Origin of the sequence: Amycolatopsis sp. WAC 01375 (assembly GCF_003947325.1) — a bacterium.
Classification (GTDB): domain Bacteria; phylum Actinomycetota; class Actinomycetes; order Mycobacteriales; family Pseudonocardiaceae; genus Amycolatopsis.
Genome location: NZ_QHHW01000032.1, coordinates 108,939 through 134,207, shown reverse-complemented (window position 1 = coordinate 134,207; position 25,269 = coordinate 108,939). Strand labels below are relative to the sequence as shown.

Sequence of the window (25,269 nt, the reverse complement as noted above, 5' to 3'; positions counted from 1 at the left end):
CCCCGGTGATCGACGCTACCGGCGGCGAGCGGCAGGAAGCATCGGCCGAACGGTTGAGCCGGCTACCGTCCGTTCGTTCATCACCAGGTCAACCGCCGTTGGCCCACCGGCCGTGGCCGCGGGATAGAACCGCGCCATGACTGCAACCCACCACAACCGCCGCACGCTGCTCAAGGCCGGTCTCACCGGCGCCGGAGCGGTCGCGGGCGGCCTGCTCCTCCCCGGAACCGCGATCGCGAATCCCGTCCCGCTGATCCGCCGCGACCGCCCGGTGCTCACGCACGGTGTCCAGTCCGGCGACGTCACCACCGGTTCCGGCATCGTCTGGTCGCGCGCCGACCGGCCCGCACGACTGATCGTCGAGGTCTCCAAAGACCCCTCGTTCCGGCACGCGCGCCGCGTGCGCGGGCCGGTGATGAGCCCGGAGACGGGCGGCACCGGCAAGATCCGTGTCGCGGGCCTGCCGCCGGGGACCGAGGTCCACTACCGCGTGACCGCCGAAGCACTCGACGGCCGGACGCACAGCGAGGCCGTCACCGGCCGGTTCGCCACCGCCCCGGTCGGCCGCTCCGACGTGCGCCTGGTGTGGTCCGGTGACGTCGCGGGGCAGAACTGGGGCATCAACCCCGAACGCGGCGGAATGACGATCTACCGCGCGATGGCCGACCGCCGTCCGGATCTGTTCCTCCACTGTGGAGACACGGTCTACGCCGACGCGCCGCTCACCGAGACCGTCGCGCTGCCCGGCGGGCGCGTGTGGCGCAACATCGTCACCCCGGAGAAGTCGAAGGTCGCCGAGACGCTCGACGAGTACCGCGGCCAGTTCGCCTACAACCTCCTCGACGACAACCTCAAGCGGTTCACAGCGAACGTGCCAGCCTATGTCCAGTGGGACGATCACGAAGTCGTGAACAACTGGTACCCGGGCGAGATCCTCAACGACCGTCCCGAATACACCGAGAAGCGGGTCGACGTACTCGCCGCGCGGGCGTTCCAGGCGTTCCACGAATGGCATCCGATCGACCGGCGCCAGGCCGTCGACGGCCGCGTCTACCGCAACTTCCGGCACGGTTCGCGCGCCGAGGTCTTCGTGCTGGACATGAGGACCTACAAGGACGCCAACACCGCCGACCAGAGCAAGCCGGGCCGGATCCTCGGCGACCGCCAGGCGCGCTGGCTCGTCGACGCGCTCGACCGCAGCACCGCCACGTGGAAGATCGTCCAGGCCGACCTCCCGATCGGCCTCACCGTGCCGGACGGCAAGGCCATCGAGGGCGTCGCCAACGGCCTGCCCGGCGCGCCCGGCGGCCGTGAGACGGAACTCGCCTGGGTGCTGCGGGAGATCTCGCGGCGCCGGGTGCGCAACGTCGTCTGGCTGACCGCCGACGTGCACTACACCGCGGCGCACCACTACTCGCCGGATCGCGCGTCCTTCACCGATTTCGACCCGTTCTGGGAGTTCGTCTCCGGCCCGCTCAACGCCGGCGCGTTCGGCCCGAACACGCTCGACCCGACCTTCGGGCCGGAAGCGGTGTTCGTGCACGCCCCGCCCGCCGCGAACACCTCGCCCGCCGACGGGTTCCAGCACTTCGGCGAGGTGAACATCGACGGACGGAGCGGTGCGCTCACTGTGGATCTGAGGGACGCTACCGGCGCTTCTCTGTGGTCGAAGACCCTGCAGGCCCAACGCTGAGCAGTTCAGTCAGTACCGCGATGCTGCGGTCGCCGTGCCCGGCCTCGGCGGCCCGCCGCACGAGGTCATGCATCGGGAGCTGCCAGCCGACGTCGACGCCTTCCTCGGCCAGTCCGAGGTCGGCGGCGGCGCCGGCGTGGAAGATGTCCACCGAGGAGGCGGGATTCGAGTAGTCGCCGCTGTCGATTTCCTTGGCGAGCATCGGCAGGACGGAGATGATCATCTCGAACCACTTGGTGGCGTACGGCAGCAGCGTCTCGGCTTCGAGTCCGCGTGACCGCAGAGCGGCGGCGCCCTGGAAGAACCCGACCAGCGCGGGCAACAGGGTGCCGCCGACGGCCGTTTCGTACAGCGCCGCGAGGTCGGTGTCCTCGCCGAGGTGGACGGTGTCGCCGCCCAGCACCCGCAACGTGTCCAGGTGCTCGTCGAAAACGGTCTTGTCGCCGCCGTAGTACAGCAGTGTGTCCGGTCCGCCCACGGCCGACGGCACGTTCTTGATCGCGCCGTCGAGGTACCGCGCGCCCCGGCTCGTCGCCCACTCGGCCATCCGGCGCGCTCCCGCCGGTGAGCCGCTGTTCAAGGTGACCAAAGCGCGTCCGGTCAAGGAAACCGGCGCCAAGGCGGCGAGAGTGGCCTCGTAGGTGGTCAAGCAGGCGATGACCAACGGACTTGCACGCACAGCCTCTTCGGCCGTCGTGGCCCGCCGCGCTCCCAGCGCGACAAGGGGATCGGCCTTCGCGGCCGTCCTGTTCCACACCGTGGTCGGATGCCCGGCCGTGACGAACGCGCCCGCCAGAGCCGAGCCCATCGAACCGAGGCCAAGGACGGTCACCGGCGTCTTCGTCATTTTTCGCTCCAGTCAAAGGAAATCTTCGGGATGACTTCATGCTGGACGGTCGCGTACATTCGATCAAGTACCTACTATTTTGCCGGGTACTGACAAAAAGGTAAGTGACGCGATGACCAAGAACCGGACGTTCACCTGCGGCCTCGACGCCGCGATCGCCGTCGTGGGCGGCAAATGGAAGGGGCTCATCCTGTTCGCGCTCCAGGACGGGCCGCTGCGCTTCGGGGAGCTGCGGCGCGCGGTGCCCGGCATCAGCGAACGGGTGCTGATCCTGCAACTGCGAGAGATGGAGGCCACCGGACTGCTGCATCGCGAGGTGTACCACCAGGTCCCGCCGAAGGTGGAGTACTCGCTGACCGCGTTCGGGGATTCCCTCAACACGGCGATGGCCGCGCTGGGGGAGTGGGGCGACGAGCACCTGGAGCGTATCGAGGCCATTCCCTGGTCCGACGTGAAGTGAGCGGCGAAGCACCCAGTAGGCTCCGGGCGAATAGCACGAAACCCACCCAAGGAGAAATACCGCCGTGACTGAACGCACGCTGGTCCTCGTCAAGCCCGATGGCGTCGCGCGCGGCCTCGTCGGCGAGGTCATCTCGCGCATCGAGCGCAAGGGCCTGAAGCTCGCCGCCCTCGAACTGCGCACCGTCGAGCGCTCGGTCGCCGAGGAGCACTACGCCGAGCACAAGGAGCGCCCGTTCTTCGGCGACCTCCTCGAGTTCATCACCTCGGGCCCGCTGGTCGCGATCGCCGTCGAGGGCCCGCGCGCCATCGCCGCCTTCCGTCAACTCGCCGGCGGCACCGACCCGGTCGAGAAGGCCACCCCTGGCACCCTGCGCGGCGACTTCGCGCTGGAGACCCAGTACAACCTGGTGCACGGTTCGGACTCCCCGGAGTCGGCCGAGCGCGAGCTCAAGCTCTGGTTCCCCGAGGTCTGACACACTCGTGGGCGGCGCGGGATCGCCGCGCCGTCCACGGATCGGGGGAGCTTCGATGACACCGGACGAGTACCTGGAACGGCTGCGGGAACTCACCACCGGTTTCGCCCGGGTGGCACGCACCGCGGACCACGCCGCGCCCGTGCCGTGCTGCGGCGACTGGCGCCTGCGTGACCTGGTCGTCCACCTCGGCAACGTGCACCGCTGGGCGGCAGGGATCGTGCGCACCGGCGACCCCGCGCAGCAGATCTTCGAAGCCGAACCGGGCGCGGATCTCGCCGCCTGGTACGGCGAATGCGCGGATGACCTCATCGAGGCGTTGCGTGAGGCTTCCCCGCAGGACGGCGCCTGGAACTTCACCGCCGCCGCCAAGACCAAGGCCTTCTGGTTCCGCCGCCAGGTCCACGAGACCGCGGTGCATCTGCTGGACGCGCACCGCGCGGCGGGGACCGAGCACACCCTCGACCCGGCCATCGCCGCCGACGGCGTGGACGAGGTCCTCCTCGGCATGCTGCCGAAGGTGAAGCGCTGGCACACCCCGCCCGTGGTCACCGTTCCGTTGCTGCTGAAGACATGCGACACCGGACACGCCTGGTTGATCACACCGCCGGGCGAAAGCGACGTCCCCGGTTCGCGAACGGCCGATCCCGCCGAAACCGCGGAAGCCGTCGTCGAAGGGCCCGCGGAAGGGCTGGACTTGCTGCTGTGGCAACGGATCGAACTCGATGGTGTGAGCCTCGAAATCACCGGTGACGTCGCGGCGGCGGAGACGTTCCTCGCCGGGCCTCTCACGCCCTGACCTTCGGCGCCCTACGCCGTTCGGTTCACGTTCACCTCCGGGTCTTCTCCTGGCGGCTCGCGTCCGCTGTGCTGAGCCGAGCTGCCTATCACTCGATCGTGGGGTATTTCGTGAGAAATTCACGCCTGTTGCTGCTCGCTGCCCTGCTGCCCGGATTGTTCGTCGCCGCACCGGCGCACGCCGATCCTCTGGCCGCTCCACTCGGCCCTGCGCCCATCGAAGCCGCCCCCGCGGCCTCCTCTGCGAAGGAGGGGCCGTCCGCGTACGCCGTGGCCGCGCCCGACGACGGTCTCGTCACCACCAGCGCGACTTCGCCCGTCGCGCCGGGCCTGAGCCTGACCGAGTTCGACCGCTACGACCCGGCGGGCTGGATCCGCGGCGACACCCTCGCCGTCGACCTCACCAGCAAGACCCTCAAGCCGACGTATCTCAGCCCTGGCACGGTTTCCGCGCGGACACCGCTTTCGCAACAGGTCGCCAGGGCAGGCGCGGTCGCCGGGGTCAACGGGGACTTCTTCGACATCAACGCCAGCGGCGCGCCGATCGGCGTCGGCATCGACGCCGGGAAACTCCAGACGGCGCCCGCGCGCGGCCACAACCTGACCGCGTCGATCACCGAAGAAGGCAAGGCGCGGCTCGCGGAGGTGTTCCTCGACGCGTCGGTCACCTTGCCCGACGGCCGGGTCGTGCCCGCGTCGAACTTCAACAGCCCCGTGCTGAGCGGTGACGCGATCGGCGTCTACACCCCGCTGTGGGGCGCGTCTTCGCGACGGACCTCGGTCGCCGGAGCCCAGCGTGTCGTCGAAATCGAGGTTTCCGACGGCGTCGTCACGCAGGTGCGTCCGCAGCCCGCGGACGGTCCGATCGTGGCAGGCACGACGATCCTGCTGGCCCGTGACGGCGGCGTGGACACGTTGTCCGGCTTGAAGACCGGCGACAGGGTGGGCGTCGCGTACGCGCCGAAGAGTGACGCGGGCAAGCTGTCCGTGTCGATCGGCGGGAACAAGATCCTGGTGCGTGACGGTGCGATCCAGCCGGTCGACAACGTCGCCATGCACCCCCGGACCGCGGTCGGGTTCTCCGCCGACGGCACGAAGATGTGGCTGGCCACGGTCGACGGCCGTCAGGCGGACAGCCGTGGCATGACCGAACTGGAACTCGCCCGCCACCTGAAGTCGCTCGGCGCGGACGACGCGATCAACCTCGACGGTGGCGGCTCGTCGACCATGCTCGCCCGCGAGGAGGGCGAGAAGTCGCCGCTGGTGCGCAATGCGCCGTCGGACGGCGGGGAACGGCTGGTGCCCAACGGCATCGGTGTCGCCACCGTGCCGGGAAGCGGGCGCCTGACCGGTTTCTCGCCCCGTCCCGCGCAGGACAGCGCCGACGCGACACGCGTGCTCTCCGGGCTGACGCGAAAACTCGCCGCCGGAGGCCACGACGAGACCGGTGCCGCCGTCGACGGCAAGGTCCAGTGGCTCAGTACGAATCCTGTCCGCGGCACCGTGACCGGCGGCGTGTTCACCGCGCACGCCGACAGGCTCCGCCCGGACGCGCCCGCGAGCGTCGACGTCTACGCCAAGCGCGGCGGTGTCATGGGCAAGGCGACGCTGAACGTCCTCGGCTCACCGGTCCGCTTGGGCACGAGCACCGAGCAGGTCGCGTTGTCCGGCGAAGGCGCGAAGAGCACCTTCAAGGTGTTCGGCTACGACGCCGACGGCTACGGCACGTGGATCGAGCCCGACGACGTCAAACTCGACTACGACCCCGCGGTGGTGCGGATCGAACCGTCCGGTGACGGGTTCGCCGTCACCGCGCTGAAGGCCTCGGGTGCTTCGGCGATCACCGCCACCGCCGGCGGCAAGGTGACGCATCTGGCGGCGTCCGTCGGCACGGAATCCCGCGTGGCGGCGTCGTTGGACGGCCCGGCGGGCTGGACCGCGAGCGTCTTCCCCGCCGTCGTCGGCGCCGCGCTTTCCGAGGCACCCGGGCGTGACGGCGGACGCGGTCTCGCACTGGACTACCGGCTGAACGGGACCAACGCCACGCGCGCCGCATACGTCAACTCGGCGGCACCGGTCGCGTTGCCGCCCGGCACCCAGCGTGTCGGCCTGTGGGTCAACGGCGACGCGAAGGGCGCCTGGCTGCGGGCGGAACTCCGTGACGCCGCCAACGTCCCGTCCGTCGTGGACCTGTCGTTGAGTGTCGACTGGACGGGCTGGCGCTACGTCCGCGCGGCGATCCCGGCCGGGCTTCCCGATGGGCAGCGGCTGACGAAGTTCTATGCCGTCGAGAACGTCCCGGCCCAGCAGTACGAGGGACGTTTGGTGTTCGACGACCTCACCTTCGAGGTCGCGCCCGCGGCCGCCGTCCCGGCCGACCCGGCGCCGCGTGACCCGGCGCTGATCATCGACGGCGCCGCGACCGGCGGCCTGCGGATCGCCGTGGTCAGCGACGCGCAGTTCACCGCCGACCAGCCGGACGGCCCGCTGGTCGCCCAGGCCCGGCGCGCGCTGCGCGAGGCGGTGGCGGCGAAACCGGATCTCGTGCTGATCAACGGCGACTTCGTCGACCGCGGCACGGCCGCCGATTTCGTGCTGGCTCGCTCGATCATCGATGAAGAGCTCGTCGGCAAGGCGCCCTGGTACTACGTTCCGGGCAATCACGAGGCCGACGGCGGGCACGGGCTGGCGGAGTTCCAGGCGGCGTTCGGGGAGACCCACCGCGTCGCCGATGTCGCCGGGATCCGGTTGGTGCTCATGGATTCCTCGCGCGGATCGCTGCGCGCGGGCGGGTTCGACCAGATCCGGATGCTGCGCGAGGCGCTGGACGGCGCGAAGGCGGACCGGCGGATCCGCGGCGTGGTCGTCGCGATGCACCATCCGGTCAAGGACCCCAGCGCGGCCGGGAACTCGCAGCTGGCCGACCGCAAGGAAGCCGCCATGTTGACCGACTGGCTGACCGCCTTCGAACGCGAGTCGGGCAAGCAGACGGCCGCGATCGCCTCGCACGCGGGCGTTTTCAGCCTTTCGCGGGTCGACGGCGTGCCCTATCTGGTGAACGGCAACTCCGGGAAGTCGCCCGCGGCGGCTCCGGGTGACGGCGGGTTCGTCGGCTGGACGATGGTCCGGTTCGAGCCGGGCGACAAGGCGCAGCCGGTGCGGTTCGAAACGCGGCCGAACGTCGACGCGCTGACGCTGTCCGGGCCCTCGTCGCTGGCGCCGGGGGAGAAGGCGGACGTCCGGGCGGTGGTGACGCAGGGAGCGCGTCAGGTGCCGGTTTCGTATCCGGTCAGCGCGGACTGGAAGGGCGGCTGGGGCACGCATGTCGCCGGCGGTTTCGTTCCCGCGATGCCGTGGGACGTCGCGTCGTTCGATCCGGCGACCGGGGTGCTGACCGCGCTGCGGGCGGGGGTGGCGAACCTCTCGGTCACCGTCAACGGGGTTACGAAGAGCCTCTCGGTCACCGTCCGCTAATGCAATGAAAGGTCCTTTCCTAGCAAAATTTGCTAGGAAAGGACCTTTCATTGCACGCGTCAGGCGGCTTCGTGCGCCTCTTCGACCGTACCCGGCAGCGCCGGACCCCGCGGCGGGATCGCCTCGGCGTCGGCCGGGTCGACCTTCCGCACCGAACCGTCGGCCGCGGTCCGCGCGATCGCGAGCATCGAGGCCAGCGCGTCCTGGATCTGCTGCTGCTCCCGCTCCGGGATGAGGCTCAGCTCGATCAGCACGCTGCCGTTGCCGAGCAGCCCGTACCCGTTGCGCGCGATGCCCTGGTAGTCACCGCCGGGGTACTGCGAGACGTAGCCGCCGTTGCCGTCGATCGACCGCTGCACCACGACCGCGATCTGCTTCGCGAAGTCCACATCGGACGGTTTCACGCCCGGATGCGTCGGCCACATCGTCGAAGCGGTGATCTCCTTGCCGTCGGCGTCCCGGTACCGGCCCTGCATGTGGTAGTCGACCATGATGTCCGGCTTGAACGACGCGTTCCGCCGCTGGATCAGGCCAGCCTCGGTGGCCGGGTTGTCCTCGGGAGCGACGGCCGGGTCGTGGTAGCGGTTGATGTCGTAACCCTTGCCCTTCTCACCGTATTCGGGAGTGGCGGCCGGGTCGTAGTTGTAGCGCCAGTCGCGCTCGTGGCCGTCCGGGTTGGCGCGCACGACGATGTCGACGGTCACCTTCGCGAGCAGTTTCTGCTGCCACGCGCTGTGCCCGACGCCGACCTTGCGCAGGAACTCGAGCGCGGCGGGCGTGCCGAGCGGCTCGTCGCCATGCTGCTGGGTGACGTACTGGATCCGGGTCTTGCCGTGGCCGACCCTGGCCGCCCACACCGGACGGCCCTCGTTGCTGCGGCCGATCCTGTCCACCCGGATCTTCCCGTGGCTGAGCACGGCCAGCTTGTGCAGTTCGAAGGCCAGCTTGGCGGTGGAGGGCCGCGGGTCGACGGTCCGACCGTCCACAGTGGTCACCGTGGGCGCGGTGGTCTCGGCGGCCTGAGCGGCGGGCGTCACCAGGAGCCCGGCGCTGACAAAAAAGGACAACAGGGCGATTCCGGTCTTGAGACTCATGGTCGGTGAGTATCGACGAGCCGGGGCCGTCCAACAAGGGTGCCGGTAAACCGGTCGAGTTTTGTCGGTGGCAGGTCCTAGGGTGCCAACCGTGGGCGACTCAGAGCACGAACCGGCGATGGTGCAGGCGAAGGCGTTGGTCAAGCGTTTCGGCGATTTCGAGGCCGTCCGCGGGATCGATGTCGAGGTCCGGCCGGGGGAGGCGTTCGGGTTCCTCGGGCCCAACGGCGCGGGCAAGTCCTCCACCATGCGGATGATCGCGAGCGTCTCCCCGCGCAGCGACGGCGACCTGCGGGTCCTCGGCATGGATCCGGACGTCGAGGGGCCGAAGATCCGTGCCCGGCTCGGGGTCGTGCCGCAGCAGGACAACCTGGACACCGAGCTCACCGTCCGGCAGAACCTGCAGATCTACGGCCGCTACTTCGGGCTCTCCCGGTCACACGTGCGGAGCAAGGCCGAGGAGCTGATGGAGTTCGCCCAGCTCACCGACCGGGCGAACGCGGAGGTCGATTCGCTCTCCGGCGGGATGAAGCGGCGGCTGACCATCGCCCGCTCCCTGGTCAACGACCCGGAGCTGCTCCTGCTCGACGAACCCACGACAGGGCTGGACCCGCAGGCCCGCCACCTGTTGTGGGACAGGCTGTTCCGGCTCAAGGCCGGCGGGACCACGCTGATCATCACCACGCACTACATGGACGAGGCGGAGCAGCTCTGCGACAGGCTGGTCGTGATGGACAACGGCCGGATCGCCGCCGAAGGTTCGCCCGCGGACCTGATCAGCCGGTATTCCACCCGCGAGGTCGTGGAGCTGCGCTTCCCGAACGGCGAGCAGGAGGCGGCCGCGAAGCAGATCGAAGGCCTCGCCGAACGCGTCGAGGTGCTGCCGGACCGCGTCCTGCTCTACACGATGACCGGCGAGGCCACTCTCGAACAGGCGCACGCGCGCGGGCTGCGTCCCCTGTCGAGCCTGGTCCGCCGTAGTTCGCTGGAGGACGTCTTCCTCCGTCTCACCGGCCGGACGCTGGTCGACTGATGACGACAGCACAGACGAAGGCGTCGACGGGCCGTGTGGTCTCGCGCTGGGCGGGAGCCTGGTTGCGGGTCGAGGGCCATTGGATGTGGTACCGCCGGTACTGGGTGTCCACCTTGTACTCGACGGGTCTCCAGCCGGTGCTGTTCCTGGTCGCGATGGGGCTCGGGTTCGGCTCCCAGGTCCAGGCGGGCGCGGCGACGAGCGGGTTCTCGTACCTCGAGTACGTCGCCCCGGCACTGCTCGTCGCCGGCGCGGCGCAACTGGCGGTGGGGGAGTCCAGTTATCCGGTGCTGTCGGGGTTCAAGTGGCAAAAGGACTACCTGGCCGTCACCGCCACCCCGATCACACCGGGGCAGGTGCTCGGCAGCCAGATCATGTGGGTGAGCCTGCGGCTGACCATGGCCGGCACGATCTACGCCGTCATCGCGGCGCTTTTCGGATCCTGGACGAGCTTCGGCGTCCTCGCCGTCATCCTGATCGGGACGCTCACCGGCATCGCGTGCGGCACCCCGGTGATGGCGCTGGCCGCGACCACCTACGACGAGGGCGCCCGGTTCGGCCTGGTGTTCCGGTTCGTCCTGATCCCGATGACGTTGTTCTCCGGCACGTTCTTCCCGATCTCGCAGCTGCCGGATCCCCTGAGGTGGATCGCCTGGATCTCCCCGCTGTGGCACGGCAACGAAGCGGCGAGGGCGGTCAGCCTCGGCACCGTCGGCCCGCTCGCCACTTTGGGTCACCTCGCGTTCCTGGTGGTGCTGGCCGGGGCGGGCTGGGCGTTGGCGCACAAGTACTTCTACCGACGGCTGGTGGTCTGAAATGGCAGTGCTCACCGAAGCCCCGCGGCGCGGGGTGCTGCTGCGTGTCCTGCCGTCCGCGCTGTACAGCGGCCGGTCGACGGCGGTGCTGGAGCGCACCTTCCTGACGTATTCGCACGCCTGGATGCTGTTCGTGTCCGGCGTCTTCGAGCCGCTGTTCTACCTGATGGCCTTCCAGCTGGGCTTCGGCAAACTCGTCGGCGAGGTCGTCGGGCCCGGCGGACAGGCGATGAGCTACGTCGCCTTCGTCGCTCCCGGCCTGCTCGCGGCGTCGGCGATGAACGGCGCGATCCTCGACTCGACGTACAACCTGTTCTTCAAGCTGAAGTACGCCAAGCTGTACGACGCCATGCTCGCGACCCCGATCGGGCCGCTGGACATCGCGCTCGGCGAGGTCGGCTGGTCGGTGCTGCGCGGCGGGATCTACTCGGCGACGTTCCTCGGCGTGATGACCGTGATGGGGCTGCCCGGATCGTGGTGGGCCCTGCTGATGATCCCGGCGGCACTGCTGATCGCGATGGCGTTCTCGGCCATCGGCATCGTGCTGGTGACCTTCCTGCGGTCGGTCTCGCAGTTCGACTACATCAACCTCGTGCTGATGCCGCTGTTCCTGTTCTCCACCACGTTCTACCCGCTTTCGGTCTACCCCGCGGGGATCCAGTGGATCGTGCAGATCTTCCCGCTGTACCACGGGATCGAGCTGATGCGCGGCCTCTCGGTCGGCGTCCTGTCGTGGGGTATGGCCGGGAACGTGGCGTATCTGCTGGCGCTGGCGGCCGTCGGGATCTACGCGTCTTCGAAGCGGTTCGGCAAGCTCCTGCTGCGCTGACCCCGTCGATCCTCCCCGCAATTAGTCACCTACTTGCGTTGCTCTTCTCCCGCAAGTAGGTGACTAATTGCGGGAGAAGGTCGAGCTGGATCGCCGCGGCGCCACGGCGGCCAGCGCGTCGACCATCCCGTGCCCGTAGAAGCCGTTGAACCCCGCGTACCCGGTGCAGTACGCGTCCTGAGAGCCGTCACCGGTCAGGTCGTAGTCGGCGGGACACGCGATCGGGGTGGCCTGGCCGTTCAGCGTCCGCCTCAGCTGGCGGGCGCTGTAACCGGGGTGTTCCGAAGCGAGCAACGCCGCGACACCGGCGACGTGCGGTGCCGCCATCGACGTCCCGCACAGCGGCGCGTATCCGCCGGGAACGGTCGAAAGCACGCACCGCCCGGCCTCGCCGCCGGGAGCGGTCACATCGATCACGCCCAGCCCGTACGAGCTGTAGCCGGCCTTGACCCGCTCTTCGCTCACCGACGACACCGCGACGACGTCACGGAGGCCGGCGGGCAGCGCCTGGCAGCCTTCGCTCTGGGGCCGCGCACCCGAGTGCGGCGAGGGCACCAGCGCGACGGCTTCGTTGGTCGCCGCCGCGACGGTGAGCGTGCCTGCCGAGGTCGCGTACTCGACGGCACGGGCCATGACCTCGTTCACCACGCCCCGTCGATCGTCGTGGGTACACGAGAGCGACCACGGATCGACGAAGTAGCTGCTGTTCGTCACGGCCATGTCCTGTGAGGCTGCCCACATCAGCCCGCAGACGGCGGCCTCCGGGTCGGCGTACCCGCGATCGTCGATCACCTTCACCGAGGCGATCCGCACGCCGGGCGCCACCCCGGTGACGCCTTTGCCGTCGTCGGCGGCGGCGATGATCCCCGCGACGTGGGTGCCGTGCACCGACGTCGTCGCGGCCCAGTTCCGGTCGGGTGCGCCGGTCAGGCAGCCCGCGGACTTGCCGGGATCGAGGGCGCTCGCCAGTTCGGGGTGGGTGGGGTCGACGCCGGAGTCGAGGACGCCGACGACGACGTCCTGGCTGCCCGGCTCCCGCTCACGGGCCTTGTCGGCGCCGATCGCGCGCATGTCCCATTGCTCGCCGGTGCGGTCCGCGGAAGGCACCTTTGTGGGATCCGTCGGTTCGAGTTCGGCGCGCGCGGGCGCCGAACTGGCCGGTGACGTGCCGTTGGCCCGCTGCACGGCCAGCCGTTCCGCCTGTGCGCTGAACGCGGCGGCCGGCCGGACCAGCTCGGCGAAGTCCTTGTCGGCGGAGGTCGCCACGGCCACCGCGATCTGCGGGTAGTAGATCGTCGTGCTCCCGCAGCCGCCGGTGACGGCCGCTCTGGCCTCGGCCTCGGAGGTGCCGCGGTCGAAGGCCACGACGTAACGCAGCGCCCGGCCCTGGGGATGACACGATGGCTCGGCCTCGGCCGTCGCCACAGCGGCGACCGAGCCGCAGAGCACCAAGAAGGCGCACACGGCCGCTCGCAGGGGCTGCCCCAGCAGGGACACCGGACCTCCCACCGGAGAACATCGGACAACGGGGGTCGCCGCGACCTGGCCAGCCTGGACGTCGGTATCCCCGAGCGGCACGGTAGCCACCCTCGGCCGGGTCGACAAGCTCTCCCGCGAAGTTCGCTCGGCCGGTGGTCGCGGCGCGCCCGGGAGCCGGGTCTGTGGCACCGAGTACACCGGAGTGGGGCCGGGGTGTGGGATACTCACGATGGCCGCTGGCCGATGGGCACACGTGAGAGGTGGCGCTCGCGGTCTCGTGGCCCGGTGGTGTGCTGCACATCCTCCACACGCGTCGCCGCTTGTATGCGGCTCGACGACGTGGCGGGCGGCCCGATGTCGCGAACGTGGCCAGCGCTCCGCCGAGCAGACCTTCAGCCGTATGCGGCGCCCGGACAACCCCGGCGCGCCGTCGCGGTGCCGGGCAAGGATTCCCGCTGCTGGTGACCACCACGGCGGAACGAACAGAAAGGGGCCCCTGCGCGGCCGCGTCGAGCCGGTGTGAGCCAGCCGACGCGCCCGGGGGCGGAGGAGATATATGTCGAACGCGGACACACCCGCCGTCACCGGCGGGAATACCGCCACACCCATCGCAGCCCAGCTGGGCGAACTGCCTCCCCGGATCCGGGTGCACGCGCTGGCGAAGCTGCTGGGATCCAACAGCCGTGAACTGATGGCCAAGCTCGGCGAGCTCGGCGAGACCGTCCGGAGTGCGCAGTCCAGCGTCACTCGCGATGTGGCCTTCAAGCTCGCTGAAGCCCTCGCCGTCGGAGACGAGCCCGAGGCGGCCCCCGCTGCCGAGGCTGCTGCGGTCGAGGCACCCGTCGCCGAGACCCCGGCGGCTCCCGAACCCGAGGCGAAGAAGCCCGAGGCCGAGCCGGAGCCCGCTCCGCAGGTGGAGGCTCCTTCGCGGCGTGTTCCGCCCGCGCTGGCCGCCCCGGTGACCCCGGAGCCGCCGCAGACGACGACCCGGCGGTCGAAGGCCGCCGTGCACGTCCCGGTGTTCGCCGCGCCGTCGCCGGTGTTCCTGCCGCCGGAGCCCGTCTCGGCGAAGCCCGCCCGCAAGCCGGAGCCCGCCTTCACCGAAGAGACGGCTGCCGACGAGGACGAGACGCAGAACGACCAGGCCGAGGGCCACGGCACCGACGACGACGGTGACGACGCCAACGGCCGTCGCCGCCGTCGTCGCGGACGTCGTGGCCGTGGCCGCGGCAAGGGCGGGGACGAGAACTCGGCCGAGTCCGAGAACGAGAACGAGGACGAGCAGCCCGAAGCCCCGCGCGGTCGTCATCAGCGCGCGAAGGACAAGGAGAAGGCCGCCGAGGCCGAAGAGGCCGCGGCCGAGAACGCCGAAGAGGCATCCGCTGCTTCTGATTCGGCGGAGTCCGATTCGGACAACGACGCCGATTCCGACAACGGCAGCAAGCGCCGCCGTCGCCGTCGCCGCCGCAAGGGCGGGGACGACGACGCCACCGAGGCCACCAGCGACGACCCGCCCAACACGGTCGTCCACGTGCGCCAGGCCAAGGCAGCCGAGACCGAGCGTCCCGCCAGGGACGAGGTCCGCAGCGTGCGCGGCTCCACCCGGCTCGAGGCCAAGCGCCAGCGCCGCCGGGACGGCCGCGAGGCGGGCCGCCGTCGGGCGCCGATCCTGTCCGAGGCCGAGTTCCTCGCCCGCCGCGAGTCGGTCGAGCGCACCATGGTCGTCGCCGAGAAGGGCGAGTCCACGCAGATCGGCGTGCTCGAGGACGGTGTCCTGTGCGAGCACTTCGTGACCTCGTCGGGCACCGGCTCGATCGTCGGCAACGTGTACCTCGGCCGCGTGCAGAACGTGCTGCCGTCGATGGAGGCCGCCTTCATCGACATCGGCCGCGGCCGCAACGCCGTGCTCTACGCCGGTGAGGTCGACTGGGACTCCGCCGGTCTCGAGGGCAAGGCCCGCAAGATCGAGCAGGCGCTCTCCAGTGGCGACTCCGTGCTGGTCCAGGTCACCAAGGACCCGGTCGGGCACAAGGGTGCCCGGCTGACCACGCAGATCTCGCTGCCGGGCCGCTTCCTGGTCTACGTGCCCGCGGGCGGTGCCACCGGCATCTCCCGGAAGCTCCCGGAGAACGAGCGTCGCCGCCTGAAGGACATCCTCAAGCGCATCGTCCCCGAGGACGCCGGTGTGATCATCCGCACCGCTTCCGAGGGCATCGCCGAGGAGGAGCTGGACCGTGACGTCCGCCGCCTCAAGGCGCAGTGGGACGTCATCAAGGAGAAGGCCGAAGCCGGCAACGGCGGCAAGAAGAACAGCGCCCCGGTCATGCTCTACGAAGAGCCGGACCTGCTGGTCAAGGTCGTGCGTGACCTGTTCACCGAGGACTTCGCCAAGCTGGAGATCCAGGGCGACAAGGCCTGGAACACCATCTACGACTACGTGCAGCACGTGGCGCCGGATCTGGCCGACCGGGTCAAGCGGTACACGGGCACCGGTTCGGCCTTCGCCGACCACCGGATCGACGAGCAGATCACCAAGGCGCTGGACCGGAAGGTCTGGCTGCCCTCGGGTGGCTACCTGGTCATCGACCGCACCGAGGCGATGACGGTCATCGACGTCAACACCGGCAAGTTCACCGGATCGGGTGGAAACCTCGAGGAGACGGTGACCAGGAACAACCTGGAGTCGGCGGAGGAGATCGTCCGCCAGCTCCGGCTCCGGGACATCGGCGGCATCATCGTCATCGACTTCATCGACATGGTGCTCGAATCGAACCGTGAGCTGGTGCTGCGCCGCCTGACCGAATGCCTCGGCCGCGACCGCACCCGCCACCAGGTCGCCGAGGTGACCTCGCTCGGCCTGGTGCAGATGACCCGCAAGAAGATCGGCACCGGCCTGCTCGAGGCGTTCTCGACGCCGTGCGAGCACTGCAAGGGCCGCGGCGTGGTCGTCTCGACCGAGCCGCAGCGCACCGCCGGCGGTGGCAATGGTCACAGCCACGGCGGCAGTGGCGGCAGCAGCGGCGGCGGCAAGGAGCAGAGCTCTCGCCGGTCCCGCGGTCGCGGCAAGGGCGAGGACCAGGGGCAGAACGAGCCCGCGGCGCCCAAGACCGAGGCTCCGCAGGCCTCCGGCCAGCGTGAGTCGGTGGTTTCGGCGGTCCAGGCCGTGGCCAACGCCGCCAAGGCGGCCAAGGGTGAGCACCCGCACGAGGTCACCGAGAACACCGAGGGCGCCGCGCTCAACGGCCACGCCCCGCAGGCGGCGGAGCAGCCCGCTGAGACGGCGAAGGAAGCTTCGGAGCCCGTTGCCAAGGAAACCGTCGAACAGGCGGCCGAGGCGGCAGCTGAGCCGGTTTCGGAGCCGGTCGCCGAGCCGCCCGCGACCGAACTCGCCGGTGAACCGGTGACGACTCCGGACGACGAGGCTCCGGCCGCGCGGGACGAAGAGATCGCCGTCGTCGGGGAATCGGGCCCCGAGCCCGAAGCTCCCGAGGTTCCGGTGACTACTGAGACCGTTGTGACACCAGAGGTTTCCGAGTCCGAGGTGGACGTTCCGGCCCCGGCCGGTCCTGCCACCACTCGCCGTCGTCCGCGACGGGCGGCCTCGCGGCCGGCCGGTCCGCCGGTCAAGGCGTCGGAAAAGAGCTAGTGAACACCTAGGGGCACCCCGGTGTGATCGCACCGGGGAGCTCCACGTAACCTGTAGAACGGCCCGCCACCTAGAGCGGGCACCTTGCGCAGCATCTGGACCACCGAGACTTTCCTGGTGGGCCGATCACGCAAGCCCCCACCCGTTGTCGAGTAAGCAGGAGACTTCCGTGTCGGCGTACGCGATCGTCAAGACTGGCGGCAAGCAGTACAAGGTGGCCGTCGGCGACGTCGTCGAGGTCGAGAAGCTCGAAGGCGAGCCGGGTACCGAGCACACCTTCCCCGCAGTCCTTTTTGTGGACGGTGGCGACGTCACCACGGACGCCGACGCACTGGCGAAGGTCTCGGTCACCGGCAAGGTCGTCGAGCAGACCAAGGGTCCGAAGATCCGGATCCACAAGTTCAAGAACAAGACCGGCTACCACAAGCGCCAGGGTCACCGGCAGAAGCTGACCCGCGTCGAGGTCACCGGCATCTCCAAGTAGGACTTTCTCCGGATCTTCGTCAGAAAGAGGATTGAGCCATGGCTCACAAGAAGGGTGCGTCCAGCTCCCGCAACGGTCGCGATTCGAACGCGCAGCGGCTGGGCGTCAAGCGTTTCGGTGGTCAGGAAGTCAACGCGGGCGAGATCTTGATCCGCCAGCGTGGCACCAAGTTTCACCCCGGCGTGAACGTCGGACGTGGCGGCGACGACACGCTGTTCGCCCTGGCCGCCGGTGCGGTCCAGTTCGGCGAGAAGCGTGGCCGCAAGACGGTCAACATCGTGCCGTCCGAAGCCTGAGTTTCGGCTTCAAGCTAGACCTCTGACGAGGGGTGGGCCGGAATATCCGGGCCCACCCCTCGTTTGTTTTGTGTATCCCCTTTTCTATCGCGAGTGAATAGAGGCAAGTCATGGCGTCCCGGTTCGTGGACCGTGCGGTGATCCATCTGGCCGCCGGTGACGGTGGGAACGGCTGCGCCTCGGTGCACCGCGAAAAGTTCAAGCCCCTCGGCGGTCCGGACGGCGGCAACGGCGGCAACGGCGGCGACGTCCTGCTGATCGTCGACCCCAACGTCCACACGCTGCTCGACTTCCATTTCCGCCCACACGCCCGCGCCGGCAACGGCAAGCTGGGCCAGGGCGGCAACCGCGCCGGTGCGGCGGGGGAGACGCTGGAGATGCGGGTCCCGTCCGGCACCGTCGTGATGACGGAGGACGGCGAGATCCTGGCCGACCTGGTCGGCCCCGGCACCACCTTCGTCGCCGCGCAAGGCGGCCGTGGCGGTCTCGGGAACGCGGCGCTGGCCTCCAAGGCCCGCCGGGCGCCCGGGTTCGCGCTGCTCGGCGAGCCGGGGGAGGCCCGCGACCTCGTCCTGGAGCTGCGTTCGGTCGCCGACGTCGGCCTGCTCGGTTTCCCGTCCGCGGGCAAATCGTCGCTGATCTCGGTGCTGTCCGCGGCCAAGCCGAAGATCGCCGACTACCCGTTCACCACGCTGGTGCCGAACCTGGGCGTGATCACCGCCGGGTCGACCGTGTTCACCATGGCCGACGTGCCGGGCCTGATCCCCGGTGCGAGCGAGGGCAAGGGCCTCGGCCTCGACTTCCTGCGCCATATCGAACGCTGTGCGGTGCTGGTGCACGTCATCGACTGCGCGACCTTGGAGCCCGGACGCGACCCTCTGTCCGATATGGACGCCCTCGAAGAGGAACTCGCCCGCTACACCCCGAGTCTCGGCGGCGACCTCGCCGACCGGCCCCGCGTGGTGGTGCTCAACAAGATCGACGTTCCTGAGGCCGCCGAACTCGCGGAGTTCGTGCGCCCGGAACTGGAAGCCCGCGGGCTCAGTGTGTTCGAGATCTCCACGGCGACGCGGAAGGGACTCAAGGAACTGACGTACGCGCTCGCCGCCGTGGTCGAGAAGTACCGCGCCGACCAGCCCGCCCCGGAGCCGGCGAAGGTCGTGCTGCGCCCGATGGCTGTCGACGACGCGGGCTTCACCGTCGAGCACGACCCGGAGGAGGAAGGCGCCTTCATCGTCCGGGGTGTCCGTCCCGAGCGGTGGATCCGCCAGACGAGCTTCGGCAACGACGAGGCCGTCGGCTACCTCGCGGACCGGTTGCAGCGGCTCGGCGTCGAGGAAGCGCTGGCCCGCAAGGGCGCCGTACCGGGGAGCCCGGTCACCATCGGCGACGTCCAGTTCGAGTGGGAGCCGTCGACCCCGGCGGGCGTCGCGGTACACCTTTCGGGCCGCGGCACGGACGTGCGGCTGGAGAACACCGACCGGATCGGTGCCGCCGAGCGCAAGGAAGCCCGCCGGATCCGTCGTGACGGCCCGGACGGTGTCGAAGACGCGATGGACGACGAGTGAGCTCGACCCGTGGTGCGATCGCCGACGCGAAGCGGGTGGTCGTCAAGGTCGGTTCCTCCGCGCTGACCACCGCCGGCGACGGTCTCGACGTGGCCAGGCTGGACGCGCTGGTCGACGCGATCGCCGACCGGGTGTCCCGCGGCACGCAGATCGTGCTGGTGTCCTCGGGGGCGATCGGCGCGGGACTCGCGCCGCTCGCGCTCGGAAAACGACCGCGTGACCTCGCCACCCAGCAGGCCGCGGCCAGCGTCGGCCAGCTCGCGCTGGCCCATGCCTACGCCGAGTCGTTCGGCCGGTTTTCCCTGATCGTCGGCCAGGTCCTGCTGACCTCGGACGACGTCGTACGCCGCGCGCACTACCGCAACGCGCAGAACACGTTCACCCGGTTGCTGGCCCTCGGCGCGGTGCCCGTGGTCAACGAGAACGACACCGTGGCCACCGAAGAGATCCGCTTCGGCGACAACGATCGGTTGGCCGCGCTGGTGGCCCACCTCATCGGTGCCGACGCACTGGTCCTGTTGTCCGATGTGGACGGTCTGTACGACGGGGATCCGCGTGACGGCGCGACTCGCAAGATCGCCGAAGTCGCCGGAGACGCCGACGTGGACGGCATCACCGTCGGCATGTCGAGCTCCGGACTGGGTACCGGAGGCATGGTCTCGAAGCTCGCCGCGGCCCGCACCGCCGCGGGTGCCGGGATCCCGGTCCTGCTCGCCGCCGCTTCCGAGGCCGCGCGCGCCCTCACGACCGCCGAGGTCGGCACGGCGTTCGCCGCCGCGGACTCCCGGCTGTCGGCCCGCCGGTTCTGGCTGGGCTACGCCGCGGGCGCATCCGGGAAACTGCACCTCGACGACGGCGCGGTCGCGGCCGTCGTCCGCCGCCGCCGCTCGCTGCTCGCCGCCGGGATCACCGGCGTCGACGGCGACTTCCAAGCGGGCGACGTCGTCGACCTGGTCGACCTTCGGCAGCGGACCGTGGCGCGTGGCGTCGTGGCCTTCGACGCGGGCGAACTGCCCGACCTCATCGGCCGCTCCAGCCACGACCTCCCCGCCGAACAGCGACGCGAGGTCGTCCACGCGGACGACCTCGTCCCCCTTCGTCGCTAGGGCACCAGACCCTGCCGAAGTCGCCGGTCCGGCAGGTCGCGAAAGGTCCAAGCGAACAGCGGGGGACCTTTGCTATCGCTTCCCCGGATCGGCGAGATGGCCGACGAGCCGTGCCAGCTGTTCGCCGTACGCCTCGGCGAACTCGGCCGAGTCGGGCTCCTGACCCGAGACGGCTCGCACGATCCGGGGCAGGGCCAGCGCGGCACTGGACGCGGCCATGAAGATCACCAGCAGGAAGGCCGGATCGAGGTCGGCGGGAAAATCGCCCGCGGCCTGGCGGGCCCGGACGTACTCCACCTGCCGCCGGAGGAACTCGCGCTGATCTTCGACGCCGATCGCGCCGGGGGCGCCGTCGGTCAGGTTCTCCCAGAGGAACAGTTTGGCGAGATCGTGGTCCCGCACCCCTGACTGGACGAAGAACCGGACCACCTCGGCGAACGGCCTGTCGTGGTCGGCGACCGCGGCGTAGCCGTCGTACATCGTCGCGGTCAGTGCGTTGTACAGCCCTTCCTTGCCGCCGAAGTAGTACGAGATCAGCTGCTTGTTCACTCCCGCCTTCGCGGCGATCTCGCTGACTCGTGCCGCGGCGTAACCCTTCGCGCCGAACTCGGCCTTCGCCGCCTCCAGGAGCTGTGTCTTGGTGCGCTCGGGGTCGCGCTGGCGTTCGACGGGGGCGCGGCGTGGGCTGCGCGCGGCGGCTTCGGACATGGGATCACCTTAGCCGCTGACTCATTCAAACGTACGGTTGACTTAATTACCCATACGGTTGATAGTGGACGGCGAAGAGAGGAGAAACCCATGACCACGAGAATCGCGATCATCGGCGGCGGAACGGGCGGGCTCTGCCTGGCGCAAGGCCTGCGCAAGGCGGGAATCGACGTGTCCGTCCACGAGCGCAGCCGCACCCGGACCGAACGCCTGCAGGGCTATCGCGTGCACATCAACCCGCACGGCTCGGCCGCACTGCACGAATGTCTGCCGCCCGAACTCTGGGAACGGTTCCTGGCCACCACCGGGACCACGAGCGGTCCGTTCACCTTCGTGACCGAGCGGTTGCGGGATCTGATGGTGATCGACAGCGAACTCACGTCGAGCCCCGATCCCGCGTCGAACCACCACTCGGTCAGCCGGATCAGCCTGCACCAGGTGTTGTCCGACGGGCTCGACGGAGTTCTGCACCACGGCAAGGAGTTCGTCGGCTACCGCCGCGAGGGCGGGGCGGTCGTCTGCGAGTTCGCCGACGGCAGCACCGTCGAGGCCGATCTGGTCATCGGCGCAGACGGGGCCAATTCCCGGGTGCGCGGACAGCTCCTGCCCGAAGCCGGCCGGGTGGACACCGGGATCGTCGCGATCGCGGGCAAGCATCCGCTGAACGACGAGACCCGCAAGCGTTTGCCTTCCCGGCTCACCGACGGCCCGAGCATGGTGATGCCGCGAACCGGCGCGGGACTGTTCAGCGCGCCGCACGAGTTGACCGACGCTTCGTCGGTCAACGACGAGACCGCCGACCACGACCCCGTCCTGTTCGACAACACCTCGAGCTACATCATGTGGGCGTTCGCGGCGGACAACCGGCGTTATCCCGAGAACCTGTCCTCATTGGACGGTGAAGCGCTGCGGGCCTTGGTGCTGGACCTGATCGACGGCTGGGACCCCGCGTTGAAGGAACTGGTCGCCGGCTCGCCCGGAGGGACTGTGTCCCGGCTGCCGATCTTCACCTCGAAGTCCGTCGAGCCATGGTCGCCGAGCAACGTCACCCTGCTCGGCGACGCGATCCACAGCATGACCCCGTTCCGCGGCATCGGTGCGAACACCGCGCTCCGCGACGCGCAACTGTTGTGCCGCAACCTCATCGAAGCGCGGAAGACCGGCGCGCTGCTTCCCGCGATCGCCGACTACGAGCGGCGAATGCGCGACTACGGCTTCGCGGCGGTGCGCGACTCGGAACGCAGTGCCCGTCAGTTCGTTTCGGAGAACCGGGCGGGCCGCACGATGGCGCGAGGGATGTTCCGCTTCTTCCAGGCGGTCCCTCCGTTGAAGCGCAAGGTCTTCAGCGACCACGGCGACTCATAACCGGTCAGGGGTGGAGATGCCCAGCAGGGACAAGCCCAGCGTCAAGGTCTTCGACGTGAGTTCGGCCAGCAGCAGACGAGAGTCACGGACACCGTCGCCTTCCGCGTCCAGCACCGGGCACTGTTCGTAGAACCGCGAGAACACGACGGCGGTTTCGTACAGATAGGTGCACAGCTTGTGGGGGAGATGCCCGGCGGTCGCCGCGCCGACCGCCTCGGGGAAGCGGATCAGTGCGAGCGCCAGCGCCCGTTCCGCGGGATGGCCAAGCAGGATCCGCACTCCGGCGAGGTCCTGATCCGCCCTCGCCAACACGGAACGGATCCGTGCGTTGGCGTACTGCAGGTAGACCGACGTGTTCCCGTTCTTGGAGAGCATGCGTTCCCAGGAGAAGACGTAGTCACGCTCGCGATCGCCGGAAAGATCCGCGTACTTGAGCGCGCCGATACCGACCGCCCTGGCGACCTCTTCCCGGACCTCGGGGGAGAGGTCGCCTCGGCCCTCGATCACTTCGGCGGCATGGGAAACCGCCTCGGTGAGCAGATCGAAAAGACGGACCGATTCGCCCGCCCTGGTCTTCATGGCACGGCCGTCCTCGCCGAGCACCGAGCCGAACCCGATGTGCTCGGCCCGATGCTCCTCACGGAGCCAACCGGCGGCCCGGCAGACGGCGAACACCATCGCGAAGTGCTGTGCTTGTGGCGTTCCGACGACGTAGAGCAGATCAGTGACGCCGCGTTGTTCCGTCCAGTAGCGCAGGGTCGCGAGGTCGGTGGCGGCATAGCCGTAACCGCCGTCCCGCTTCCGCACGATGAGCGGCAGCGGCTCGCCTTCCCGGTTGCGGAAACCGTCGGGAAAGACGCAGACCGCGCCATCGCTGATCTCGGTCAGCCCGGCGGTGGTCAGATCGTCCACGACCGCGGCGAGAAACGGGCCGTAGAAGCTCTCGCCGTAGACGTCCTCGCTCGACAGGTCGATCCCGAGGAGTTCGTAGACCTGGCTGAAATGCCGGGTCGACTCATCGACCAGACGCCGCCACAGCGACAAGGTCTCGTCGTCACCGCCTTGAAGCAGCACCACACGCTCCCGTGACCGGGTCGCGAAGTCCTCGTCGGTCTCGAACTTCGACCGGGCGGCCCGATAGAAGCCGTTGAGATCTCCGATCGTGTAAGGACCTGACGGGCGTTCGTCGAGCAGGTGCTCGATCAGCATGCCGAACGGAGTGCCCCAATCGCCGAGATGGTTGTGCGGGATCACTTCGTGCCCGGCGAACCGCGACAGCCGCGTGATCGCGTCACCGATGACGCTCGACCGCAGATGCCCGGCGTGCATTTCCTTCGCCACGTTCGGGCTGCTGTAGTCGATGGCGATCCGCCGTGGCCGCGGCGTCACCGCGACGCCTAGCCGTGGATCACCGTTGAGCGCGGTCGTCCGTTCAGCCAGCCAGGCCGAGCGCAGCGTGAAGTTGAGGAAGCCCGGCCCCGCGACTTCCGGCGGCTCGGCGATGTCGGTGACGTCGAGCCGCGCCGCGATGTCGGCGGCGATCTCCCTCGGCGGCTTGCCGAGCCGCTTGCCCAGACTCATCGCGAGATCGCACTGATAGTCGACCCCGCTCTGCGAGGAGACCCGCACCAGTGCGGACGGTGGCTCGATGCCGGTGACGTGATGGAGGGCTTCCACCACGCGTCGCGCCAATTCCTCGCTCACATCGCCGAACAACACGGTGTCCCTCCTTCGCGCTCGTCGTAGGAGCGCGAGAGTAGCCACCTCGCCACGTTGTCGGCGACGGAGTTTCAGCGCAGGTCGCTGCCCTTGGTCTCCGGCAGGGTCCGGATGACGAAGAACGCGATCGCCGCTCCGGCGGCCACGTACCAGAAGAACAACGTCGACAACCCGGCGTCGGACAGCGCGGTGAGCACCAGGGGAGCGGTGCCGCCGAACAGCGCGACGGTCAGGTTGTACCAGGCGCCGATGCCCAGCCCGCGTAGTTCGGTGGGGAACAGTTCGCTCATGATCGCGGGCGCGATCGACGTCATCGCCGTGTACAGGCAGAGCCCGACACAGAATACGACCAGCAGCCCCGGCAGTCCCGGGCGGACCAAAGTGGACAGTGGAACGATGAGGATCGCGGTCGCCGCCGACCAGAAGAGCAGCTGTGGTTTCCGGCCGAAGCGGTCCGACAACGCACCCATCGGATATTGAAGCGCGACGAACAACGCCGTCGCGATCGACAAGGCGAGGAACACGTCGACGTCGTCGGCCTTGCGGGTCTTGACCGCGAACGAGGTCAGGGCGCTGAAGAACGTGTAGTAGCAAAGGGTCGACAGCATCGAGAAACCCACGAGCTGCACGACGGCCCGAGGGTGCTCGCGAAGAGTGGTGCGCAGCGGCCGCTCGACCCGGCGCGCCGTCGACTTCTTCGCCTCGAAGATCTCGGTCTCGACGAGACTGCGCCGGAGCCACAGTCCGATGATCCCGAGAACGCCGCCGAGCAGGAACGGGATCCGCCAGCCATACGCGGTCAGATCCGCCTTGGACATCGTCCGCGCGAGCACGAACCCGAGGATCGAAGCGAGCAAGACGGCGGAACCGGTCGAGATGTAGAAGAAGGCGGAGTACCGCCCGCGGCGGGTGGGCGGCGCGATCTCACCCAGGTACGCCGAAGCGTTGGAGACTTCGCCGCCGAGCGACAATCCCTGTGCCACCCTCGCCAGCAGCAACAGGATCGGAGCCAGCCAGCCGACCTGGTCGAACGTCGGCAGGAGGCCGATCGCCACGGAACCGCCCGCCATCAGCACGATGGTCAGGATCATCGCGGGCTTCCGGCCCCTGACGTCGGCGAAGCGGCCGAGCAGCATCCCGCCGAGCGGCCGGAAGAAGAACGCCAGGGCGTACGTGGCGAAGGTGTTGATCAGCGCGAGGGCTTCGTTGCCCTTGGGGAAGAACTCGCTGGCGAAGTAGATGCTGAAGGTCGCGTAGATGGTCCAGTCGAACCATTCCAGCGCGTTCCCGACACTGGCGGCGAACAGTTTCTTCACCGGCAGCCGATGCTCTAGCCGCTCCGTCGTCGCATCCGCCATCGGCACCTCCGTACTCGCGCGT

20 protein-coding genes are annotated in these 25,269 nt (G+C 69.3%); 14 read left to right on the top strand and 6 right to left on the bottom strand.

Annotated features, from left to right (window positions below; translation table 11 throughout):
• Nucleotides 1-136 precede the first annotated feature (136 nt).
• The gene (locus tag DL991_RS20440; protein WP_125785936.1) at nucleotides 137-1,693 is read left to right on the top strand and encodes an alkaline phosphatase; all 1,557 of its coding nucleotides are present in this window, start codon (nucleotides 137-139) and stop codon (nucleotides 1,691-1,693) included.
• Here DL991_RS20440 and DL991_RS20435 read toward each other — a convergent pair.
• Nucleotides 1,647-2,540: an NAD(P)-dependent oxidoreductase gene (locus DL991_RS20435; protein ID WP_125785935.1), complete on the bottom strand. Its 894-nt coding sequence runs from the start codon at nucleotides 2,538-2,540 to the stop codon at nucleotides 1,647-1,649. The genes DL991_RS20440 and DL991_RS20435 overlap by 47 nt on opposite strands.
• A gap of 112 nt (nucleotides 2,541-2,652) precedes the next feature.
• On the opposite strand from DL991_RS20435, the gene DL991_RS20430 reads away from it, so the two are divergent.
• The 4 genes from DL991_RS20430 to DL991_RS20415 all read left to right on the top strand — a co-directional run bounded on the left by DL991_RS20430 (nucleotide 2,653) and on the right by DL991_RS20415 (nucleotide 7,747).
• Entirely contained in the window at nucleotides 2,653-3,000 is a 348-nt protein-coding gene (locus DL991_RS20430; RefSeq protein WP_125785934.1) for a helix-turn-helix domain-containing protein, read from the top strand.
• 64 nt (nucleotides 3,001-3,064) lie between these two features.
• Nucleotides 3,065-3,475 (top strand): nucleoside-diphosphate kinase, encoded by a 411-nt coding sequence (gene ndk / locus DL991_RS20425; protein ID WP_037310703.1) that lies wholly within the window; start codon nucleotides 3,065-3,067, stop codon nucleotides 3,473-3,475.
• Between the two features lie 55 nt (nucleotides 3,476-3,530).
• Nucleotides 3,531-4,274, top strand: a complete 744-nt coding sequence (locus DL991_RS20420; protein WP_125785933.1) for a maleylpyruvate isomerase family mycothiol-dependent enzyme — start codon at nucleotides 3,531-3,533, stop codon at nucleotides 4,272-4,274.
• Nucleotides 4,275-4,402: 128 nt separating this feature from the next.
• On the top strand, nucleotides 4,403-7,747 hold the full coding sequence (locus DL991_RS20415) for a phosphodiester glycosidase family protein (protein ID WP_125786049.1): 3,345 nt from the start codon (nucleotides 4,403-4,405) through the stop codon (nucleotides 7,745-7,747).
• A gap of 59 nt (nucleotides 7,748-7,806) precedes the next feature.
• Here DL991_RS20415 and DL991_RS20410 read toward each other — a convergent pair whose 3' ends face one another.
• Nucleotides 7,807-8,841, bottom strand: coding sequence for a M14 family zinc carboxypeptidase (locus tag DL991_RS20410; RefSeq protein WP_125785932.1), 1,035 nt, complete (start codon nucleotides 8,839-8,841; stop codon nucleotides 7,807-7,809).
• Nucleotides 8,842-8,959: 118 nt separating this feature from the next.
• Here DL991_RS20410 and DL991_RS20405 point away from each other — a divergent pair, with 118 nt between their 5' ends.
• Genes DL991_RS20405 through DL991_RS20395 form a run of 3 tightly spaced genes read left to right on the top strand, consistent with a single transcriptional unit; the run spans nucleotide 8,960 to nucleotide 11,518 of the window.
• Nucleotides 8,960-9,874: an ABC transporter ATP-binding protein gene (locus DL991_RS20405; protein ID WP_125786048.1), complete on the top strand. Its 915-nt coding sequence runs from the start codon at nucleotides 8,960-8,962 to the stop codon at nucleotides 9,872-9,874.
• A complete protein-coding gene (locus tag DL991_RS20400) occupies nucleotides 9,874-10,689 on the top strand; it encodes an ABC transporter permease (protein ID WP_125785931.1) in 816 nt (271 codons plus the stop codon). The genes DL991_RS20405 and DL991_RS20400 overlap by 1 nt, the downstream gene beginning before the upstream one ends.
• Nucleotide 10,690: 1 nt before the next feature.
• On the top strand, nucleotides 10,691-11,518 hold the full coding sequence (locus DL991_RS20395; protein WP_125785930.1) for an ABC transporter permease: 828 nt from the start codon (nucleotides 10,691-10,693) through the stop codon (nucleotides 11,516-11,518).
• Between the two features lie 63 nt (nucleotides 11,519-11,581).
• Here DL991_RS20395 and DL991_RS20390 read toward each other — a convergent pair whose 3' ends face one another.
• Nucleotides 11,582-13,015 (bottom strand): S8 family serine peptidase, encoded by a 1,434-nt coding sequence (locus DL991_RS20390; protein WP_125786047.1) that lies wholly within the window; start codon nucleotides 13,013-13,015, stop codon nucleotides 11,582-11,584.
• A gap of 538 nt (nucleotides 13,016-13,553) precedes the next feature.
• Here DL991_RS20390 and DL991_RS20385 point away from each other — a divergent pair.
• From DL991_RS20385 to proB, 5 genes are all read left to right on the top strand, one after another.
• Nucleotides 13,554-16,643 carry a translation initiation factor IF-2 N-terminal domain-containing protein gene (locus DL991_RS20385; protein WP_125785929.1) on the top strand — a complete coding sequence of 1,030 codons (3,090 nt, stop codon included), beginning with the start codon at nucleotides 13,554-13,556 and terminating at the stop codon, nucleotides 16,641-16,643.
• Between the two features lie 169 nt (nucleotides 16,644-16,812).
• The gene (gene rplU, locus DL991_RS20380) at nucleotides 16,813-17,127 is read left to right on the top strand and encodes a 50S ribosomal protein L21 (RefSeq protein WP_005158538.1); all 315 of its coding nucleotides are present in this window, start codon (nucleotides 16,813-16,815) and stop codon (nucleotides 17,125-17,127) included.
• Nucleotides 17,128-17,165: 38 nt separating this feature from the next.
• Nucleotides 17,166-17,423: a 50S ribosomal protein L27 gene (gene rpmA, locus DL991_RS20375; RefSeq protein WP_086846674.1), complete on the top strand. Its 258-nt coding sequence runs from the start codon at nucleotides 17,166-17,168 to the stop codon at nucleotides 17,421-17,423.
• Nucleotides 17,424-17,533: 110 nt separating this feature from the next.
• On the top strand, nucleotides 17,534-18,991 hold the full coding sequence (gene obgE, locus DL991_RS20370; protein WP_125785928.1) for a GTPase ObgE: 1,458 nt from the start codon (nucleotides 17,534-17,536) through the stop codon (nucleotides 18,989-18,991).
• Complete coding sequence (gene proB, locus DL991_RS20365; protein WP_125785927.1) at nucleotides 18,988-20,097, top strand: glutamate 5-kinase; 1,110 nt, start codon at nucleotides 18,988-18,990, stop codon at nucleotides 20,095-20,097. The genes obgE and proB overlap by 4 nt, the downstream gene beginning before the upstream one ends.
• Before the next feature lie 72 nt (nucleotides 20,098-20,169).
• On the opposite strand, the gene DL991_RS20360 is transcribed toward proB, so the two are convergent.
• Nucleotides 20,170-20,805, bottom strand: coding sequence for a TetR/AcrR family transcriptional regulator (locus DL991_RS20360; RefSeq protein ID WP_125785926.1), 636 nt, complete (start codon nucleotides 20,803-20,805; stop codon nucleotides 20,170-20,172).
• Nucleotides 20,806-20,895: 90 nt separating this feature from the next.
• On the opposite strand from DL991_RS20360, the gene DL991_RS20355 reads away from it, so the two are divergent.
• A complete protein-coding gene (locus DL991_RS20355; RefSeq protein WP_125785925.1) occupies nucleotides 20,896-22,170 on the top strand; it encodes an NAD(P)/FAD-dependent oxidoreductase in 1,275 nt (424 codons plus the stop codon).
• Here DL991_RS20355 and argS read toward each other — a convergent pair.
• Together argS and DL991_RS20345 are read right to left on the bottom strand one after the other, a co-directional pair.
• Nucleotides 22,165-23,889, bottom strand: a complete 1,725-nt coding sequence (gene argS, locus DL991_RS20350) for an arginine--tRNA ligase (protein WP_125785924.1) — start codon at nucleotides 23,887-23,889, stop codon at nucleotides 22,165-22,167. The genes DL991_RS20355 and argS overlap by 6 nt on opposite strands.
• Nucleotides 23,890-23,960: 71 nt before the next feature.
• Complete coding sequence (locus DL991_RS20345) at nucleotides 23,961-25,247, bottom strand: MFS transporter (RefSeq protein ID WP_125785923.1); 1,287 nt, start codon at nucleotides 25,245-25,247, stop codon at nucleotides 23,961-23,963.
• Between the last annotated feature and the right edge of the window lie 22 nt (nucleotides 25,248-25,269).

Excerpts from the sequence above, each read along its gene's own strand:
- DL991_RS20360 (WP_125785926.1), bottom strand. The coding sequence starts at position 20,805 with ATGTCCGAAGCCGCCGCGCGCAGCCCACGCCGCGCCCCCGTCGAACGC.
- DL991_RS20355 (WP_125785925.1), top strand. The coding sequence starts at position 20,896 with ATGACCACGAGAATCGCGATCATCGGCGGCGGAACGGGCGGGCTCTGC.
- DL991_RS20400 (WP_125785931.1), top strand. The coding sequence starts at position 9,874 with ATGACGACAGCACAGACGAAGGCGTCGACGGGCCGTGTGGTCTCGCGC.
- DL991_RS20430 (WP_125785934.1), top strand. The coding sequence starts at position 2,653 with ATGACCAAGAACCGGACGTTCACCTGCGGCCTCGACGCCGCGATCGCC.
- DL991_RS20440 (WP_125785936.1), top strand. The coding sequence starts at position 137 with ATGACTGCAACCCACCACAACCGCCGCACGCTGCTCAAGGCCGGTCTC.
- DL991_RS20395 (WP_125785930.1), top strand. The coding sequence starts at position 10,691 with ATGGCAGTGCTCACCGAAGCCCCGCGGCGCGGGGTGCTGCTGCGTGTC.
- DL991_RS20405 (WP_125786048.1), top strand. The coding sequence starts at position 8,960 with ATGGTGCAGGCGAAGGCGTTGGTCAAGCGTTTCGGCGATTTCGAGGCC.
- DL991_RS20420 (WP_125785933.1), top strand. The coding sequence starts at position 3,531 with ATGACACCGGACGAGTACCTGGAACGGCTGCGGGAACTCACCACCGGT.
- DL991_RS20385 (WP_125785929.1), top strand. The coding sequence starts at position 13,554 with ATGTCGAACGCGGACACACCCGCCGTCACCGGCGGGAATACCGCCACA.
- DL991_RS20435 (WP_125785935.1), bottom strand. The coding sequence starts at position 2,540 with ATGACGAAGACGCCGGTGACCGTCCTTGGCCTCGGTTCGATGGGCTCG.
- DL991_RS20410 (WP_125785932.1), bottom strand. The coding sequence starts at position 8,841 with ATGAGTCTCAAGACCGGAATCGCCCTGTTGTCCTTTTTTGTCAGCGCC.
- DL991_RS20345 (WP_125785923.1), bottom strand. The coding sequence starts at position 25,247 with ATGGCGGATGCGACGACGGAGCGGCTAGAGCATCGGCTGCCGGTGAAG.
- rpmA (WP_086846674.1), top strand. The coding sequence starts at position 17,166 with ATGGCTCACAAGAAGGGTGCGTCCAGCTCCCGCAACGGTCGCGATTCG.
- obgE (WP_125785928.1), top strand. The coding sequence starts at position 17,534 with ATGGCGTCCCGGTTCGTGGACCGTGCGGTGATCCATCTGGCCGCCGGT.